Genomic DNA, 16942 nt, shown 5'->3' on the forward strand with positions numbered 1-16942 from the left:
TCATGAATCAAGCCGCAAATTACCAACTAGAGCTTGTTATAGACCCCAAGCTACTAGAACAGCAAGATAAAATTATTCGTGATGGGATAGTAAATTTTAATGCTCCTTTTACGGGAACCAAACCAGAGCGTTACTCAATCTATGTGAAAGATAACGAAGGTACTATTATTGGCGGTGCTATTGTATATGCTCATAAAAGCTCAATATACGTTGATGTCCTCTGGGTTAATGAAGAATACCGTGGTCTTGGTATTGGTGCTGAGATATTACGCAACGTTGAAGTCGAAGCAATTAAACGAGGGATTCCAGCATCAACATTAGATACTTTTTCTTTTCAGGCAGAAGGGTTTTATTTAAAACAAGGCTATCAGCATTTAGGAACAATTAACAAATACCTAGAAGGACATGATCGGATCTATTTGAGAAAACAATTGAAGAAAGAGTAAAGGCATATCCCCCATAAAAGAAATATACCTTGAAAAAGAACAGAACAAACGAAGCATCTATTTTCCGAAGTTGATCTTTTATTGGAACTGATCGTAAAAATTCATAAATGAATTAGAAAGGAAAGGGAGGTAGCTGACTCTTATCTCTAAGCCAGAATGGATGATGCCATTCTTCATAGATAGAAACTGGCATATTGCTTTGCTTAAATTCATCAAAAGATAAGCCGCAAAGAATCCATTTAAGGAATTCCCCGCAAGTTTCTGGACTTATTAAGTGACCGGACTGATAAGCCTCATCAAACATTTTATGCAAATGAAATGAAGTTGTTTCTCTTAAAATTTTTTGAATTCTTGTATCCACTTCCCCTGGAATAACACAAAACACACCGATATTTTTCTCGGCTAACTCTTTTCTCACAATAGCCGTTACTTCATCCAAACCTGCTTTACTGGCACAGTATGTTGAACTTTCTTTAAGTTTCAAAGTGGCTGCCCTTGATGTAACAAATAAAATCCGAGACTTCTCAGGCATCCCTACCGCGAGAAGTGCTGTTAGTTTCATGGGAGCTAATAAATTAACCTGGAACACTGCGTCAATACTGTCACAATCATATTCAGTTAACGGACGTGGAGGGCTTTTCATTCCTGCATTATGAACTAAAAGATGAAGCGGTATATCAGATTCATTAATAATTTTTGCAACCTGTTCAATATCACTATTGCGGGTAAAATCCGATTGAATGGGAACAAAACGAGGAAATAGCGCTTTAGTATTCATCATGAAGCATTCCTTGAAACTTAAGTTAATTTCGTGCGATATGGTAATCAAAGTTGAATAAAGTTAACAGTTTATTCTTAATTCACGTGTTACTAATTGAGTTAATTCTGTAATACTCGCCTTGACTTGAATAATAGTAGGCAAAACCTGAAGAACCTGTTCAACACCAATATTCTGCTGCTCGCTATCAGAGCTAAAAGAACGCTCTATATTATACACCAGCCAATTGATCCAATTACCAAGAACACCATAAAAGGCGGCCTCTAAATGATCCTGATTTATAGTTAATCCAGATGATGCATATATTTTTAGCATTTTTATAAATAAAGATTTATGAAAAAATGGGGTAGTAATTCCACTCCAATCAAGAGCACAATTGACTATTTCATAGGTAGGATTAAGTTTTCGCGCAGACTCCCAATCGATGAGAAATGGAGTATCATTTTTATCCCATAAAACATTTTTTTGATCCAGATCGCCATGGGTTACTACACTACTACTTTGTAAAATAGGTATTACTTTTTGATAGAGCTCATTAAGCTCAATTATAATTCGTTGATTACTTTTTAATTGCTCTTTAAACACCAAATTTTGGCTTGCTGACTGGTCTATTAACACACTAATTTTTTCATTGGTATGAATATCAAATTCTTGAGTGCTTAGTTCAGGGACATTAAGATTAATACAATGAATTTTTGCCAAAAAGGCAGCTATTTTAAGTGCATGCACCTCAGATATAGCGTCTTTATTTAATGCTTTTGCTGCTATCCAAGGATAAACAAGAAAAGCTTCATCTTCCGAAAGGATTAAATAATTATTTTCTATTTTTAGAGCATGGATTGCAGGTATCGTATGCTTGGAAAATAGGAAGGCTATCTCTTCTGTCAATTCATATTGGGATTTAACTTCTTCAGTCAATTGGATCCTGCTATTGAGTTGTTTTACAGCAAACTGCGAGCCATTGCACTCCAGATACCACATTTTATGTAAAAGACCGCCATAGACTCTTTGAGGCAAGTCACAAGGTTGGTTTATCTTTAATTTTTTACAGATTGTTTCTAGCTGACTTCTATTCACTATGAACCGCCTTAAGAATGCCTTGTGTTTCTAACTCTTCATTAAAAAATTTAACAAAAAATGTTTTGCTTAACTTGGGATTTTTTTTATTGATTCTCGTAAATTCTGCTGTAAAACCGCATTTCTTATAAAATTCTGGCGCTTGAAATGCACTAGTCACTAAATTGATATTATTAAAGCCCTGACCTTTGAAATGATGTTCTAGAGCAAGCAATAACTGCTTACCATACCCTTTACCACGATAAGCGCTATCTACCCAAATATCATCCACATAAATTTCAGAAAATGCTGTATAGGCATTAATCACCCCAAAAACTTCTCCTTGGGCAGAAGAAATAGTCACTGAAAAACATCGATAATTGACGTCGATACCATGCTGAGCCTCATAGGCAACAAATCCCTTTGTCATTCGGTTTTCTGTTGTCTCATCAAGCTCATCAACAAATTGGATTTGATATTCTTTCTTGCTTTCTAAAGGTTCCCCTACATTCTGTACATTACTATCAAAACGAAAAATAACTCGCTGAGGCTGATGTGGATCATAATTGACTGTTTTAATTTCTTCCTGGAAATTACCCATTGTAATTTTTGCAATAGTTTTGCGCCAAAAGTTAAGCGCTGGCTTATTTTCCGGAATCACAGAAATTTCCCATAAGCCTGGATGCATGTTCCAAAGTTCAGAGGAAACCAAAAAACCTAAACCTTTGCCTTGAAACTTTGCAGTAATGAAAAACTCGCCCATATTCCACATAGTATCTGGGTAAATTCCTTCTTGATTTAATAGGGCAAAACCTGCTAATTCATTACCTACTTTAATCAGAAAGGCTTTTCTTGTCGGCTCTTCAAAGTATTTTTTAAAATCGAAGCTTTCATAAAGGCCATCGGGAGGCAAAGCCCAATCCTCTGAAATAAAACCGCAGTCACGAGAGAGTTCATATACATAAAATCGTGCCATATTTTGGATGATAGGATAATCATCTAATGTTGCTGTCTCAATTTTTAAAGCAGATTGTAATTCTTTGATGTTCACAGCACTTTCCTTAAATACAGTTTTGCCATATGACCTTCATTCTGATAACCAAGCGATTTGTAAAAATCATGAGAGCCCTCTTTGGCTCGCCTAAGTCCCGATGTCAAATCAATGATACAGGGACTAAACTGCCTGGCAAATTCCTCAACAGTAATCATAAGCTTTTTACCTATTCCTTGATTACGATATCCTTGGTCGACCACAAGGCCTTCAATATGAAATCTTGTTGTTTCTGAAACAAAAAGATAGCTCTTAGACCAAGCAATCCAACCAACAACTTTTCCAGCAATTTCCGCAAGAAGAACACCGTAATGCAGTTCATTAGTAAATAGCTCAAGTCTTCTTTGCAACTCATCAGGCGATTGCGGATAGCCCAATTGCTCCATTAAAGGGTGAAGATGTTGAGCATCATCAATTACTGCTTTGCGGATAATCAATTCAACAGACATTTTAGGACTCCAGATTCACTCTATCCCCGGATAGATTAGGAGATGAAATCACCAAAAAAGAAACCAAATTTCCGGAACTGTTTTTCACTTTATGAGCTGCCCATGCTTTAATAGTTATTCCTTCCTGTTCCTGCAACACCTGTTCATAATTTTCAAACTCAATAACCAATTGTCCTTGTAAACAATAAAAAAATTGTTCTGTTTTCTGATGATAATGCTTTATCTCACAACTTCCAGCAGGCATCGTTTCATAAATAACACTAAACTGCCCCTCATTTTTTAACCACCATCCATCGCAACCTTGTCCCCATTTAAAATGGAGTGCATTGTTTATTGAGACAGCCTCTTCTCTCACTACAGATTCTAATACATGCGATTTTAGGCTTTGACTTAAGCCGGAGACTGAATCACCATTTAAGAGCCCGATGTCTGTTGTTTCTTGAAATTCTTTACGCAAAAAATAAAAAATAGAATTTTTTTGAAATCCATGCCGCTCAAATTCAAGTTTGAACCCTAATTTTTTATAAAATTCTATTGCCTCCCAATCCATAGTGTTAACTGTTGCAAAAGCGCAGCCTTTCTCACTACCATACTTCAATGCCTTTTGCATGAGTTTTGTTCCCCATCCTTGATGTCTGATGGATTCACTCACCCAAAGATTATCGACATGAAGACCTCCATAGAGTGTTCCGCCACTACAACCACCCACAATGCTATTGTCTGCATCACGAATAAAGCATGCAAAGAAATCTAAAGATTCGAAGCCTCTTTGTTGTTTGGCATACGCCTTAATCCCATTTGTTAATATTTGAACATCATCAGGGTTTGGATTTTCTAAAAACGATAACTTTAAAGTCATTTAATTTATCCCACTGTAGGAGACCAGGCACCATGCTCCACATAACTTGCCTCATCACTGCCTGACCAAGGTGGCATAGTAACGCAAATAAACACTAAATCTGCTGCATCACTTCGATATTGAAAATGTGTTCCCAAGGGAATATCGATGCTGACTCCAGGTGTTAAAGGCGTAATACTCTCTTCATCGTTCAATTTACGCCAAATTGCACCGTCACCAGAAAGGACATGCCAAAATTCAGATACAGTTTTATGACGAACTGCTTTGGAAATTGTTCCTGCTTTCAAAGTACAGTGAGCCATTCCACCTAAATGATTATTCATCAGCAATCGAACTTCAGCACCTGCTGGAGAGATATGTTGATACTCTTTGGGTATTTCTTGTGTATTCATTTATGCCTCTATTAAAACAATGTTCTCATCAGTAGTGGTTATTTCTTTTTTTAAATTTGAATTGTAACGCAAGCATTATCTGCATCTAAAGTAACCACTTTGCCAATTGGAAGAATGCAATTTTGCTTACCGTGCCCATAGGGAAACTCTTTAATGCAAGGTACTTTTAATTTTGAAGCCCATTCATTGATTACATCTTCTACCGTACCATCATGCTGATGCGAGTTCTTACTTTTACAGTGTTCAAATGTACCAAAAATAACGCCAGAAACTTCATCAAAAATTCCTGCTAAATCTAGTTGGGAGAGCATGCCATCAATATTATAGGGCTCGACACCAACGTCTTCTACCAACAAAATACTTTCTTTAAAACTAGGCAGATAAGGTGTGCCCATTAAATTAGTCATCAGAGTTAAATTTCCACCAAGTAAAGGGCCTCGACTAACACCTGCATGAACCTTTATTCCTTTGGAAATTATGTATTCTTGGCCTAATAAAGAAGAAAGTAATGTTTTTTTAACCTGGGTACTCAAATGAATAGTCAAAGTAAATCCTGTATAACTTACTAAGCCACTGTTTTTAAATAGGCCTAATTGCAACGCGGTGGTATCACTAAACCCGAATAATTGTTTTGGGTTTCTCTTAATTAATTCATAGTCTAAAAAAGGTAAAATACGTTGTGAACCTTGTCCGCCTCGGGTTGCAATAATTGCTTTCACTTCAGAATCTTTAAAGAAATCCATCACATCATTGGCACGTTCACTGTCTTTTCCCGCTAAAAATCGTTCTGATGCAAACATATGCTTTGCATACTTTACCTTAAATCCATTCAACTTTAATAAATGAACTCCCGCTTCTATATCCTGTTCCATAATAGGGCTCGACGGTGAAATAAGCCCTACGATATCTCCTTTTTGCAGTGGTGCTGGACATAGAATCTTCATTTATTACCTCAATTATTTTCTGCATTCAAAAACAATACTTTCGTCTTTTTCATCAGGTGGCGCGTTTCGGTCAAATCCTTTAACCATCCGTACATTGCTAAAACCAACCTCAGTAAGCAAATTGTGCAAGAAAGAAGAGTTTTGATAAATGCGAATTTTATATTCCTCTACCTCTGTTTGAATCACACGGTTGTTTTCAATCAACTCGTATTTGCCGATAGAGTAACAAACCTCTTCATTGAGCATGGCTAATTGACTTAATACGATGAGAGTTCCATCTTCTTTGGGCCATCTTGAGCCTCTCCATATACCTAATTCATTAGGAACTGCATAGCGTGTTTCTACTTCAAATACAAAAAGTCCTTTATCTTCTAGGTGCTCATAAATGATTTTTAAGGCTTTTTGGATATCCGCCTTTTCAGTAATGAGACAAAATGAACCACTGGGTATAAAAATCAAAGAGTACTTCTCAGATTGATTTAAATCTTCAATAAAACCATACCAGACTTTTGGATTAAGATTTTTGCTCCTTGCTTTTGCATGCAGTCGCTCAAGCATCGGTTGACTTGCATCAAAGCCCTGAACATCAAATCCTTCTTCAGCCAAAGGCAATAAAAATCGACCCGTACCACACATAGGCTCTAAAATGGTGCCTTTAGCCTCTACAGCATAGCTTCGGTAAAAAGAGTACGCATCTTGTGGCACATTGGGTTTACTTAAATCATATACTTCAGTACACAGGCTCTGATAGGTATCTAGTTTTTTCATGGGTTCCTCTTTAAAATCCAATACCATTAAATATTCATCATAGAAGGTATCATTAATTTTAAGTGCTTTAGGTTCAGTACCATAAATTCGAAACCCTTGCTTTTGATAAAAAGCGCGGGCCACAAAATTGCTCGTAACACAGGTTAAGTGCAATTGAGTAACGCAGGTTTTTGCATGTTGTATCAGGGTCTGAATTAATGCTGTTGCAATACCTTTCCCTCTGTATTCAAGACGAGTATACATACCCCAAAGTACACCACGGTGTTTGGTTTTAAGTGAATTAAGCTTATAGAATCCAGCACAAGACACTAATAAATCATCAACAAAGGCACCTAATACGTATCCTTTACTTAATCCATTTTGAAAATCAGTATCGGACATTAACGCTTCCTCGTCATAAGAAGAGCCAAAGCTTTCTGGTGAGTTGGCCAGAGCCTCTAAACGTATTTCTTTCCATATATTCCAATCCGCATCAAACAATTGTCTAATCTTCACAATATTATCTCCATGACGGTGACAGGATGTCCTTTAAATTCATCCATGCCAATCGTGCGCCAACCAAGACGACTGTAATATTCTGGAATGGTAGGATCAAAAGCAAAAAGATAAAGATTTTTAAACCCTAATGTTTGGGCTTCTTCTTTTACTCGAAGAATAAGCTGTCTTGCAATACCTTGTTTTTGATGGCCTGGCGCTACCACTAACGAGCCTAGCCAGGGAGTTAGTTCAGGACGGATCCCATCATTCACGCGTAAAGAGCACATCCCAACAGGTTTATCTTCATCAAAAGCAACAACAGTGAGCGGTAACTGCTCGATGTTTAAATGATTTCGTAAATTTTCTTCTACACGCGAAGTGGGCACATCAGGAACCCAAATTTTTCCTAATACTTCATGCCAAATCTTAGCAAGCTCTGGAATGCAATCGGAGTGATGTTTTAGATAGGCTATCGTTATCATCTTAATACCTGTAAAAATGAATTATTCCTCTTGGCAAGGCGTGCCTTGATGAAACACCATTTGCCAACGGTTGTGTTTGTATTGCCAGAGCGAAGAACGTAAGGAACTTTTTGAGGCAACAGTAACCTTATAAGTTGCCAACATGACTTCGGGCGACACCTCTAATACTGAAAAGTCATTAACCATATAACTTCGTGACTCTTCTTCTGGAAGAGAATCAAGTAGGTCGTTCTTATTGTAAATTGAACCAGAGGCCCCATACTCGATAAATTTATCAGCAATCAGTAGCTTCAGTTGGGTAATCGATTTTCTCGTTTTCGGATTTAAAAGAGAAGTCTCTAGCTCATAAATCAGTTGGTGTTCTTGTTTCATAGCGATATCCTCATCAAATATCTGGGCTTGTGTTATTCACCATCGAGAAACAGAGCCAGTCCAAAAAAACAAAACGCGGTTTTGAGTAATGCTCTTTACTTAATTTTTGAATTGCTTATTGAGGTAAATAACGCATTAAGTCAACTTTCTTGAGATCGCAATCGATCTAGATGATGAATAATCAATGAATTCACCACTTGTTTATTAAAATCAGGACAAAAACGTGGATAATCACGTTCAAGACCATAAGACCATTTTTCCAAACGTTCATGATCATATTCGATCATGTCTTCAAACAAGTAATCTTCTCCATAAGTTTCTTCACAATGAAGGCCAACTCCTCCATCATAAAGTTCTCCTGAAGGCATGCGCAATGCAATGTGCCAGCACTCTTCATGGGATTTCATCATCACAAAAACAATATGCACTTTATCCTGAAAGCGGTCATTCCAAGCATCAAAAAATAATTTAGCAAACGCGCCACAAGGACCATAATTAATCCTTGGTGTTTCTTCATGAAATCCCAGCAATTGATTTATATCGTTTTTTAAATCATTTAAAACTGTAATTTCTTCTGCATTCACTCATAACTCCCGTAGTATTAAGCTACTTTTTTGATTAAGACACTTTATGTTTAAGCTGAATTTATTGTACCAGATAAATTTCAATTCGTTCTTTACCTTTACCCACATTCGACCTTTTTAACGTAATATAACCCACTTCAGCGGTTGATTTTACATGTGTTCCACCACAAGAAACCTTAGAAAATCCTTCGATTTCCCAATAACGCATTTGACTCTTCTCATCAGAAAATCCAGTGTGAATAAGCATATCTTTTGCAATAATTTGATTGTATTCAAACAAAAGAGAGTCAAAGATATCCGAAATATTGTGCTGATAGCTAAAATCAATTCTAGCCTTATGCTCAGCAATATGAGCACCTATTTTTTCAACGGGCAGCATTCTTTGGACAAGCTCTAAGATTAATTCAGCAGCAAAATGAAGGCGCATCAATTTATAACGACGAACAAAGTCAATTTCCATAAGGACAACATCGCCTTTAGAAAGTCCATGCTCCGCAGGTAATGTATAATAAATCAAGTGATCTTCTATTTCAGAATGAGTGACTATCAGGCCGTTCACGCGGACTGTATCACTTTCCTGACCACCGGAAAACGAAAAACCAATAGTCTCTGCAAAAAGTAGTCGATTCTCATTGACTGACACCACTTTAGTCATTAATTGGCGTTGATAGGGATTATCCCAGAATATTTTTTGCATGACTTACTCTCTAATCTTTACCACCATCCCATTTGTTAGCTGTTTCAATGTTTCAGGAGATAATGAAAACACTGCATTGGGCGTTCCTGCTGCAGCCCAAAGAACTTCATGGCATAACAAATCTTCATCAATAAGAACCGTATCAATAACGTTTTTATGGCCAACGGGAGGAACTCCACCAATCGCAAAACCAGTGATTTCTCGTGTAAAATCTGCATCAGCTTTCCCAATAGGTTCATTGATGAGACTAACAATCAAGCTCTCATTCACACGATTAACACCACTTGCTAATACTAATACTGGCTTGTTGGTTTTTTCTGTGCAAAATAGTAATGACTTCACAATTTGAGCAACACCACATCTTAAAGTATCAGCAGCATCTTTTGCCGTGCGAGTGCTCGAATCAAGTTCTTTGACCTCACACGATATCCCTTTTTGAGATAAAAAATCTTGTATGATTTGCGCGCGTTTACTTAACTTTTTCTCTTTATTCATCGCTTATCACCATCCCATCATCGCCACAAAGAACACTTTCTAGTGAGCTCTGTCACTACGTCCCAATCCCCAAACAAGACAATGCCATAATAAATCAGATCGTTCTCTTTAACCTGTGCCGTTCTTTCAATTTGCTCTTGATAGGACCCAACAGTCATCGTATCGGTAAAATCATTAAAGAGAACATTTTTTGCTAAAGCATTCTGGCGTAATGTTCTAATTTTGTTGGAATTCTCACAAAGAATTATAAAAGGGATTTCTGAAATATACGGGTGAGAGCCTCCGTCTGCATCTCGATAATCGGTTAAACGCAGTTCTTCTGTACCAATCACAGCGCCTAAACCAATACACATATGAGCAAGTGCATTCATTACTTTGCCAGGCTCGATACGTTTGTTAAGCACTGCAACCAGTTTGTTTTTAAAAGGGTGTTCAACCATACAATCCTCCACAATCTACTTCACAATTCGTGCGTTATAACGCATAATAAACCAGTATATACTTGTGCGCTAAAACGCACAAGCTTTTTTTAATAAGGGACATAATGCAAGAAATTTCAAACCGCATTGCAAAAATACTAAAATCATTAAGACAAGATCGAGGTTGGAGCTTAGATAAAACAGCGCTTGAAACGGGCGTTTCTAAAGCGATGCTTGGGCAAATTGAACGCGAAGAGTCAAGCCCAACGATTTCTACCCTATGGAAAATTGCGAGCGGCTTTCAAACCTCCTTTTCATCGTTTATTGAAGACAGTCTGGATGATTCAACCAATCCTATTTATAGAACAGGGCATGCTGAAACTTTGCATCCAGATGATGAAAAAATACGAGTACTTCCTCTGTTTCCTTTTGATGAACAGCTACATTTTGAATTGTTTGTTATTGAGTTATTGCCCGGATGCGAACATCTTTCACCTCCTCATAAACATGGAGTCATTGAGCATGTCATTGTTGTGGATGGAACCATTGAAATTTTGTTAGGTAGGTTCTGGAAATCACTTTCCAAAGGAGAAGGACTGCGTTTTAATGCCAATCAACCGCATGGCTACCGAAATCCAACCAATGAGCTATCGCGCATCCATGATATTATTCATTACCCACCTCAATAGGAGTTCCCTTAATCGGTTATGGCACATAAAACAAAGGGGTTAATGCCATAGTTTTTAAGTCATGAAGCCATTCATCCCCTGGCTTTCCTCCTGGAGCTGTTTCTTCAAACCAGTTGTATTTACACCAGAGGTAGATATCTAAGCTTTTCATTTGCGAAAAATGATTCACTTCTTTTAATTCTTCTGAGCTCAATGGCCGGATTTGCCTATATCCTTCTATAAACCATTCAAACAGTGGTTGCCAGAGAGGCCATGGTTTATTGCATAAGTCCAAAAAAGGTTTGGCAATATCGGCAAGATACCAATGATATACTGGCTCATCAAAATCAATCAGATGAACGCTCTCACCATCATAAAGCACATTTCCAGGACGATGGTCCCCATGGGTTAGGCCAAAATTAGATGAGTCGATTGAAAAAGTTTTGAAGCGTGTCGTAATCGTTTCATATAAATCCTGAATCAAGGACTCTTCTTGACGCGCATAATCCAAAGTCTCACGCCACAAATCTTCCCAAGTTAAAAAGTGATGTTTCTCTGCAACATAACTTTGCGAGGCTTGATGCAATAGCCCTAGAGCCCTTCCCCATGTTAGATAAGCTTTTTTATCTGAATAATCAAAATGCATGATTTGCCCTGGTACCTCCCGGCAAACATGAACAAAAAATTCCAAATCCTCTTGGTGCACAGTTTCAACATCATTTCCTTCTTGAGATACCACCGGTTCACAAATAGGCGTACCACACAAAAATAAATACTTCTGAAAATCAATGGCACTCAAAAGTTCGCGAGCTTTTCGTATTTTTTCATGCGTCATGCGTAGGTAAAATCCTTGTCCATTAGATTCAAATCGATAAACACAGTTAATTTGATTATTGATAAGCTTAAGATGGGTAGGGTTTTTTACCCATTTTTGCGCCGCATGGTTCGCTGTTGTATCCGTAATTTTTTTTAACGTGATCTCCCAAATCATGCTTGAATACCTTTGTTGTTTAGATAATCAGCCCTGGATAATCGATAAAGCACATGTCGTCTCAAGGGACTATTAGGCTCCAATTTGGGATGGTCAAAATCATCCTTGGTATTGTGATGTAAACCAATTTTTTCCATAACACGTCTTGAAGCTAGATTATTCACTGTTGTAAATGAAACTACTTCGGGAATATTTAAAGAGGTAAAGGCATAATGCAAAACTGCTTTTGCTCCTTCCGTAGCATAACCCTGATTCCAATGTGTTGAGGAAAGTCTCCAGCCGATTTCAACAGAGGGAGTAAAGTCCGCTTCAAAAGAAGGGGTCATTAACCCTAAAAATCCTATCATTTCCCCTGTACTTTTCAGTTCAACAGCATACAAAGAAAATCCCTTCTCTTTATAATGTGCAATAATCCGCTCAATGCCTGCTTTTGTAGCACTCTTACTCCCTATTCCTGGTAAAAATTGGCATACTTTTTTGTCTTGATCAATAAGTGCCATAGGATCAAGATCAGCTTCCTGCCATGTTCGTAAAATCAGACGGGGAGTTTCAAGAATATTCATGGGACCCTCTATAAGTAAGCATGTTTATCATGAGTAGGTAATTGGGATCTTCACTGTATTGCGTGGGAACAAAACCAGCCTTTTGATAGCACGCTATGGCTTGTTCGTTTCCAATTTGAGGATCAACGACAACGGCTTTAAATCTGTAGAGTTGTTTTGCAATAAAATGCCTTATAATTTGTCTACCCAACCCTACTCCACGACACGATGGCTCTGCAATAAAAAGGTCGATACCAGCCAATTGTTCAGGTGTAGCCTTGTCAAACAAGGAAGCATTATGTCCTGAAATTCCTTCGGGTAAATGGTCGGCAAGACAGTAATATTGAATAAAACCAATTGGTTTTTGATCCAAATAAATAATAAAACTCGGGACTGGATCCATGCCTTCAATGCGGGGTAAGTACTTTGCCCTAATATCTTCCAAAGAAAACTGTTGATTTCGTGCATACCCTTGTTTCACTGTAGGCTCTGCAAACCATTGGGTCATTAAGTTCAAATCTTTTTGACTCAATGGTTTAAATTCCAGATTCTGATTTTTACTCCCATAAACTAAGGAAGTCCAATCCAAAATACAACGCGCTGACTCCTCTGCTGAAAGGAGGCTCACATCTAGAGTCATTTCATACGGCTCTTTGCTAAAATAAACGTCTTCTTCAAACAATCTTTTTGTAATAAGCGCCTCATCTTGTGTTTTAAAATAGCCTTTTCTATCTGAGTCTTTTAAGCGTTTAACAAGCTCTGCACCATTACAAATCAGTCGGATAGGAACAAACACAGCTCCCCGTTTTTGAGCAACGGTTTGTACTTGATTAAAAAATTCCTGATGCCAAGAATTATTCGCTAAGAGCTCATAGGTAATAACAAAGCTCGCTTCTTTAGAGCAAACCGCAGTCATCGTATCAAAAATCACATCACGAGCTTTGTTAAGCGCTGCCCATCCTTTATCATCAAGAGACCAAAATACTTGAGCATCGTTACCTAAAAGTTTTAGAACCGGATCGATCCAAGCATGGTGATGCGCTAATCGAAACTGAGGGGCCAGCGTTGTAATTGCCTCGCCTATGGTTTTTTTACCGGTACCTGCAATACCCATCAAGAGTATTATCATATTCGTCGGCATCATTTATTAAAATCCTGTCACAATACTTTACTCTTCTTTATGTTTAAGCACACGCATCAAGTGCGCCACATCATATGGGCTACGGAGTTCAATGAATTTCACTTTTGGATATTGGTTCTTTAAGACATTTAATAAAGGGTTAATCCGTTGTTCATAGTTCCACATATAACTTAATAGCGACCATCGGACCGTTTCATTGCAACCAGCGGCTCTATCATCAATTTCTGAAGCCTTATAAAACAAGCGCTTAAATACCCGCCAATAACATAGCCACTTGGGTAAATTAAAGTACAAGCACATATCGGCTTCGCGATAACGTATCTCAAATGATTTGCTGGAATTACCATCAATAATCCAGCAAGGCTTAGCAGCTAATTCTTTTTGGAGTGACAAAAAATTCTCATATTCTCGTGGCACCCAATCGGCAATAAAAAAATATTTATCTAAATGGAACAATGGAATATTTAGACTCTTTTGCAACATAACAGAAAAAGTGGACTTGCCACTTCCTGGTCTACCAATAATCATGATACGTTGTAACTTTATCATTTCATTCAGAGTTTAATTTACAGTTTTCTTTTCTTATAGATGCAAATGATTGTTGTATTCATCCGCTACACTATCTAAAACGTTAAGTAGTCTGTTCTTCACTTAACTGTTTAAGTACAGTTTTTATCGTGGCATGAGAAAAACCTCGACCACTTAAGAAACGAGCCAATTTTGTATTTATTGCCTCATCTGTCTCATTCTTAAATCCACGCATTTTTTTCCGAGCTTCATCCAGGGCGCGAACATCTTCCAGTTCAATATGTTCTAAGACTTGCTCAATCACTTCTTCTTTAACGCCCTTCTGTTTTAATATTTCTTGAATAAAACGGTTTCCTTTATGGATATAACGGGCACTTAATGATTCAGCCAAACGATTATCATTAATTAAATGTAATTCCCGAAGGCGAGCTAGGGTTGCATGAATCTGGGCATCTAACTCGGGCACATGCGAAAAATCCCTCTCCAATTGCCTTATGAGTTCTATTTCACTGCAATAATGATTCGAAAGATATTTTATTGCTGCATCGATGAGTGTATTCATACTAAAGTTCTACTATAAACCACAATTTTATTTTTGCTTTTGCCAAGACAGCCTGATTTATTTAGAATACCATTATAACAGGAAAATATTGAGTCTTTTATGCCAAAAGAAGGAAAGGCCAGAGTCTTAAGTGAAGCGGAGTTTAAGCGACTGCTTATTGTTGCCAAAGATGGGCAATTCGCTATAAGAAATAGCGCCCTTGTGTATTGTTCTTTTGGTCTTGGATTGCGAGTGAAAGAAATCGCCTCTCTCACTATTGCAGATGTAGCCGATTACAACTATCAATTACTTGAAGAGATTTGTTTGAAGCGCTCAATGACCAAAGGTGAAAAGCAACGTTACGCTTATCTTGCCAATGAAAAAATCCGCAAAGCACTCCAAGCACATCTCGATACCCTAAAACATGTTGCACGAGACAAACCCTTATTTCAGACCCAACGTAAAAGTCGCTTTACACCCAATAGTTTGCAAAAATGGTTCAAGTCACTTTATGATAAAGCAGGAATCATTGGGGCAAGCTCCCATTCTGGTCGACGTACTTTCATTACCCGATTAATTGAACAAGGCGCGGATATTAAAGCAGTCTCACGTCTTGCAGGTCATGCTAACATTGTGACTACCGCAATTTATGTTGAAGACAATCCTGATCGCCTAAAACGCATTGCTAATTTGGCTATTTTCTAAATGACGCTCTGGTTTATTACTTTACCCTGGTTACACTATTTGGATTTTACCTACAAAGAAGTCTACCATGAGGCACGCTTTGAGAAAGACAAACGCTATTATGTGCTTCGTCTAGAGAAAGATTTACTGGATGATTGGACAATCACCGCCATTAATGGAAGAATAAAATCTAAGTTGGGACAAAGAAGAACATTAGCTTTTTCAACGTACACAAATGCGTTTGCTCAATTCTTAAGCATGATAAAAATCCGTTATCAGCATAATTATCGACTTAAAACTTTGTATAGTGAAAATATTTTTTCCCTTCACAATATGCTGTTTCTTTTAATATCACAAAAATATACTAATAAAACCAATACCAAAAGGAAGAAAAAACCAAGGTCCGAATTGAGTCAAAATAATTGCTCCACGACTGTTCACAACAACTTATCTCATACAACAGCATTCCAACTTGACTTACTTTTTAATTTCTAAAAGAAAAGTGGTTATTAAATAATCAGATCGATTTAAGCACGCTTTAATAGTGATTAGAAAGAAGATGATCTTTTGCCACACTTTACCATTCGACGTAGTCCAATCGTCTCTTGAAAGTAAAATTTGGAGGTCGTTTTTTTCCGGTATACCAGTAAAATTATAACTACAGGCTCAAGGCAAACAACTTCCAATTTTTCCACATAGTTATCCACTAATTTTGTGAATAAAAAATAGCCCTACCCTTCCACCTTAAGATGGGCCATTAACCAATCTGCTTCCTCTAAAGAGTCAAAACTTATCACCACCCTACCTTTTCCTCCATCATTAAAATGCATGTTAACTTTTGATGAAAGTTTTTTCGACAATTGTGCCATCCAATCTTTCGTTTTTTGTTCAAATTGATGATTTAGAAAAAACTCCTGTTTATCTTCTGGCCTATTTAAGCGCTGAACCAATTTTTCAGTTTCCCTAACAGATAAAGACTTACTAGTAATTATTTTTGCTGTTTCTACTTGTTGTACATTCGACAAACTTAATAAAGCTCTAGCATGTCCCATTTCTAATAATCCCGTTTTTAACATTTCTTTTACTTCATCTGTGAGAGTAAGCAATCTAAGAAGATTAGTAACCGTTGTTCGAGATCTACCTAAAGTTTCAGCAACTTCACCATGCGTCATGTAACACTCTTCTATTAATCGCTGTATAGCTTGCGCTTCTTCCAATGGGTTTAAATCTTCTCTTTGAATATTTTCAATTAAAGATACTGCCATCCCATTTGCTTTATTGTATTTTCTAATGATTGCAGGGATTTTTTCTAATCCAACTATTTTAGCTGCGCGCCAACGCCGTTCACCTGCAATAATTTGATATTCATTCCTATTATGATCTATTTCTTTGACAAGAATAGGCTGTATAATCCCATGCTGCCGAATTGATGAAGCCAATTCTTCTAGTGAAGCATCGCTAAAAAACTTTCTAGCCTGATTTTGATCTGGATAAATTTTTGATAAACACAGATCAATTGCTTCCAAGGACTGGAGCTCATTCTTTAGATTGATTGGTTCAAAGGCCGGAAATTTCATA

Annotated in this window: 24 protein-coding genes and 1 pseudogene; 4 read left to right on the forward strand and 21 right to left on the reverse strand. The window is 37.4% G+C overall.

Annotated elements, in window-relative coordinates; genetic code table 11:
- The first annotated feature begins 2 nt into the window (after positions 1-2).
- Complete coding sequence (locus tag BW930_RS08160; protein ID WP_014845044.1) at positions 3-446, forward strand: GNAT family N-acetyltransferase; 444 nt, start codon at positions 3-5, stop codon at positions 444-446.
- A 112-nt stretch (positions 447-558) separates the two neighbouring features.
- On the opposite strand, the gene BW930_RS08165 is transcribed toward BW930_RS08160, so the two are convergent.
- The 15 genes and pseudogenes from BW930_RS08165 to BW930_RS08230 form a co-directional block, all read right to left on the reverse strand.
- Positions 559-1227, reverse strand: a complete 669-nt coding sequence (locus BW930_RS08165; RefSeq protein ID WP_014845043.1) for an SDR family oxidoreductase — start codon at positions 1225-1227, stop codon at positions 559-561.
- 60 nt (positions 1228-1287) lie between these two features.
- On the reverse strand, positions 1288-2301 hold the full coding sequence (locus BW930_RS08170; protein ID WP_014845042.1) for an aminoglycoside phosphotransferase family protein: 1014 nt from the start codon (positions 2299-2301) through the stop codon (positions 1288-1290).
- Positions 2294-3331, reverse strand: a complete 1038-nt coding sequence (locus BW930_RS08175; protein ID WP_014845041.1) for a GNAT family N-acetyltransferase — start codon at positions 3329-3331, stop codon at positions 2294-2296. The genes BW930_RS08170 and BW930_RS08175 overlap by 8 nt, the downstream gene beginning before the upstream one ends.
- Positions 3328-3780 (reverse strand): GNAT family N-acetyltransferase, encoded by a 453-nt coding sequence (locus BW930_RS08180; RefSeq protein WP_014845040.1) that lies wholly within the window; start codon positions 3778-3780, stop codon positions 3328-3330. Before BW930_RS08180 ends, BW930_RS08175 begins: the two co-directional genes overlap by 4 nt.
- Position 3781: 1 nt before the next feature.
- A complete protein-coding gene (locus tag BW930_RS08185) occupies positions 3782-4639 on the reverse strand; it encodes a GNAT family N-acetyltransferase (RefSeq protein ID WP_014845039.1) in 858 nt (285 codons plus the stop codon).
- Between the two features lie 5 nt (positions 4640-4644).
- A complete protein-coding gene (locus BW930_RS08190) occupies positions 4645-5031 on the reverse strand; it encodes a cupin domain-containing protein (RefSeq protein ID WP_014845038.1) in 387 nt (128 codons plus the stop codon).
- Between the two features lie 50 nt (positions 5032-5081).
- Positions 5082-5975, reverse strand: a complete 894-nt coding sequence (locus BW930_RS08195) for a S66 peptidase family protein (RefSeq protein ID WP_014845037.1) — start codon at positions 5973-5975, stop codon at positions 5082-5084.
- A 12-nt stretch (positions 5976-5987) separates the two neighbouring features.
- Complete coding sequence (locus BW930_RS17325) at positions 5988-6743, reverse strand: class I SAM-dependent DNA methyltransferase (RefSeq protein WP_029489094.1); 756 nt, start codon at positions 6741-6743, stop codon at positions 5988-5990.
- A gap of 42 nt (positions 6744-6785) precedes the next feature.
- Positions 6786-7238: pseudogene (locus tag BW930_RS17490) on the reverse strand (GNAT family N-acetyltransferase); the annotation flags it as partial.
- Positions 7235-7702 carry a GNAT family N-acetyltransferase gene (locus tag BW930_RS08205; protein WP_014845035.1) on the reverse strand — a complete coding sequence of 156 codons (468 nt, stop codon included), beginning with the start codon at positions 7700-7702 and terminating at the stop codon, positions 7235-7237. The pseudogene BW930_RS17490 and the gene BW930_RS08205, both read right to left, overlap by 4 nt.
- A gap of 21 nt (positions 7703-7723) precedes the next feature.
- Positions 7724-8074 (reverse strand): nuclear transport factor 2 family protein, encoded by a 351-nt coding sequence (locus BW930_RS08210; RefSeq protein WP_014845034.1) that lies wholly within the window; start codon positions 8072-8074, stop codon positions 7724-7726.
- Positions 8075-8214: 140 nt separating this feature from the next.
- Positions 8215-8658: a hypothetical protein gene (locus BW930_RS08215; RefSeq protein WP_014845033.1), complete on the reverse strand. Its 444-nt coding sequence runs from the start codon at positions 8656-8658 to the stop codon at positions 8215-8217.
- 61 nt (positions 8659-8719) lie between these two features.
- Entirely contained in the window at positions 8720-9355 is a 636-nt protein-coding gene (locus BW930_RS08220) for an alanyl-tRNA editing protein (protein ID WP_014845032.1), read from the reverse strand.
- Between the two features lie 3 nt (positions 9356-9358).
- The gene (locus tag BW930_RS08225; RefSeq protein WP_014845031.1) at positions 9359-9850 is read right to left on the reverse strand and encodes a YbaK/EbsC family protein; all 492 of its coding nucleotides are present in this window, start codon (positions 9848-9850) and stop codon (positions 9359-9361) included.
- 17 nt (positions 9851-9867) lie between these two features.
- Positions 9868-10290, reverse strand: coding sequence for a DUF2000 domain-containing protein (locus tag BW930_RS08230; RefSeq protein ID WP_014845030.1), 423 nt, complete (start codon positions 10288-10290; stop codon positions 9868-9870).
- Between the two features lie 104 nt (positions 10291-10394).
- Between BW930_RS08230 and BW930_RS08235 the strand changes: the two genes are divergently transcribed.
- Positions 10395-10958 carry a helix-turn-helix domain-containing protein gene (locus BW930_RS08235; RefSeq protein WP_014845029.1) on the forward strand — a complete coding sequence of 188 codons (564 nt, stop codon included), beginning with the start codon at positions 10395-10397 and terminating at the stop codon, positions 10956-10958.
- Positions 10959-10974: 16 nt separating this feature from the next.
- Here the strand turns inward: BW930_RS08235 and BW930_RS08240 are convergent, their stop codons facing one another.
- From BW930_RS08240 to BW930_RS08260, 5 genes are all read right to left on the reverse strand, one after another.
- On the reverse strand, positions 10975-11928 hold the full coding sequence (locus BW930_RS08240; RefSeq protein WP_014845028.1) for a phosphotransferase enzyme family protein: 954 nt from the start codon (positions 11926-11928) through the stop codon (positions 10975-10977).
- Positions 11925-12491, reverse strand: coding sequence for a GNAT family N-acetyltransferase (locus BW930_RS08245; protein WP_014845027.1), 567 nt, complete (start codon positions 12489-12491; stop codon positions 11925-11927). Before BW930_RS08245 ends, BW930_RS08240 begins: the two co-directional genes overlap by 4 nt.
- Positions 12478-13614, reverse strand: coding sequence for a GNAT family N-acetyltransferase (locus BW930_RS16780; RefSeq protein WP_014845026.1), 1137 nt, complete (start codon positions 13612-13614; stop codon positions 12478-12480). Before BW930_RS16780 ends, BW930_RS08245 begins: the two co-directional genes overlap by 14 nt.
- Before the next feature lie 24 nt (positions 13615-13638).
- Positions 13639-14160: a P-loop NTPase family protein gene (locus BW930_RS08255; RefSeq protein WP_014845025.1), complete on the reverse strand. Its 522-nt coding sequence runs from the start codon at positions 14158-14160 to the stop codon at positions 13639-13641.
- An 82-nt stretch (positions 14161-14242) separates the two neighbouring features.
- Complete coding sequence (locus BW930_RS08260; RefSeq protein ID WP_014845024.1) at positions 14243-14701, reverse strand: regulatory protein RecX; 459 nt, start codon at positions 14699-14701, stop codon at positions 14243-14245.
- Positions 14702-14800: 99 nt separating this feature from the next.
- Here BW930_RS08260 and BW930_RS08265 point away from each other — a divergent pair, with 99 nt between their 5' ends.
- On the forward strand, positions 14801-15385 hold the full coding sequence (locus BW930_RS08265; RefSeq protein WP_014845023.1) for a tyrosine-type recombinase/integrase: 585 nt from the start codon (positions 14801-14803) through the stop codon (positions 15383-15385).
- A complete protein-coding gene (locus BW930_RS08270) occupies positions 15386-15859 on the forward strand; it encodes a hypothetical protein (protein ID WP_014845022.1) in 474 nt (157 codons plus the stop codon).
- Between the two features lie 236 nt (positions 15860-16095).
- On the opposite strand, the gene BW930_RS08275 is transcribed toward BW930_RS08270, so the two are convergent.
- A complete protein-coding gene (locus BW930_RS08275) occupies positions 16096-16941 on the reverse strand; it encodes a ParB/RepB/Spo0J family partition protein (RefSeq protein ID WP_014845021.1) in 846 nt (281 codons plus the stop codon).
- Position 16942: the final 1 nt, after the last annotated feature.

Source organism: Fluoribacter gormanii (assembly GCF_900156395.1).
Taxonomy (GTDB): Bacteria; Pseudomonadota; Gammaproteobacteria; order Legionellales; family Legionellaceae; genus Legionella; species Legionella gormanii.

Bases quoted from the DNA above. Each gene is read 5' to 3' on its own strand.
- BW930_RS08245 (WP_014845027.1), bottom strand. From the start codon at position 12,491: ATGAATATTCTTGAAACTCCCCGTCTGATTTTACGAACATGGCAGGAA.
- BW930_RS08220 (WP_014845032.1), bottom strand. From the start codon at position 9,355: ATGCAAAAAATATTCTGGGATAATCCCTATCAACGCCAATTAATGACT.
- BW930_RS08235 (WP_014845029.1), top strand. From the start codon at position 10,395: ATGCAAGAAATTTCAAACCGCATTGCAAAAATACTAAAATCATTAAGA.
- BW930_RS08190 (WP_014845038.1), bottom strand. From the start codon at position 5,031: ATGAATACACAAGAAATACCCAAAGAGTATCAACATATCTCTCCAGCA.
- BW930_RS08195 (WP_014845037.1), bottom strand. From the start codon at position 5,975: ATGAAGATTCTATGTCCAGCACCACTGCAAAAAGGAGATATCGTAGGG.
- BW930_RS08240 (WP_014845028.1), bottom strand. From the start codon at position 11,928: ATGATTTGGGAGATCACGTTAAAAAAAATTACGGATACAACAGCGAAC.
- BW930_RS08180 (WP_014845040.1), bottom strand. From the start codon at position 3,780: ATGTCTGTTGAATTGATTATCCGCAAAGCAGTAATTGATGATGCTCAA.
- BW930_RS08275 (WP_014845021.1), bottom strand. From the start codon at position 16,941: ATGAAATTTCCGGCCTTTGAACCAATCAATCTAAAGAATGAGCTCCAG.
- BW930_RS08265 (WP_014845023.1), top strand. From the start codon at position 14,801: ATGCCAAAAGAAGGAAAGGCCAGAGTCTTAAGTGAAGCGGAGTTTAAG.
- BW930_RS08205 (WP_014845035.1), bottom strand. From the start codon at position 7,702: ATGATAACGATAGCCTATCTAAAACATCACTCCGATTGCATTCCAGAG.
- BW930_RS08185 (WP_014845039.1), bottom strand. From the start codon at position 4,639: ATGACTTTAAAGTTATCGTTTTTAGAAAATCCAAACCCTGATGATGTT.
- BW930_RS08260 (WP_014845024.1), bottom strand. From the start codon at position 14,701: ATGAATACACTCATCGATGCAGCAATAAAATATCTTTCGAATCATTAT.
- BW930_RS08270 (WP_014845022.1), top strand. From the start codon at position 15,386: ATGACGCTCTGGTTTATTACTTTACCCTGGTTACACTATTTGGATTTT.
- BW930_RS08165 (WP_014845043.1), bottom strand. From the start codon at position 1,227: ATGATGAATACTAAAGCGCTATTTCCTCGTTTTGTTCCCATTCAATCG.
- BW930_RS08210 (WP_014845034.1), bottom strand. From the start codon at position 8,074: ATGAAACAAGAACACCAACTGATTTATGAGCTAGAGACTTCTCTTTTA.
- BW930_RS17325 (WP_029489094.1), bottom strand. From the start codon at position 6,743: ATGAAAAAACTAGATACCTATCAGAGCCTGTGTACTGAAGTATATGAT.
- BW930_RS08225 (WP_014845031.1), bottom strand. From the start codon at position 9,850: ATGAATAAAGAGAAAAAGTTAAGTAAACGCGCGCAAATCATACAAGAT.
- BW930_RS08230 (WP_014845030.1), bottom strand. From the start codon at position 10,290: ATGGTTGAACACCCTTTTAAAAACAAACTGGTTGCAGTGCTTAACAAA.
- BW930_RS08160 (WP_014845044.1), top strand. From the start codon at position 3: ATGAATCAAGCCGCAAATTACCAACTAGAGCTTGTTATAGACCCCAAG.
- BW930_RS16780 (WP_014845026.1), bottom strand. From the start codon at position 13,614: ATGATGCCGACGAATATGATAATACTCTTGATGGGTATTGCAGGTACC.
- BW930_RS08255 (WP_014845025.1), bottom strand. From the start codon at position 14,160: ATGATAAAGTTACAACGTATCATGATTATTGGTAGACCAGGAAGTGGC.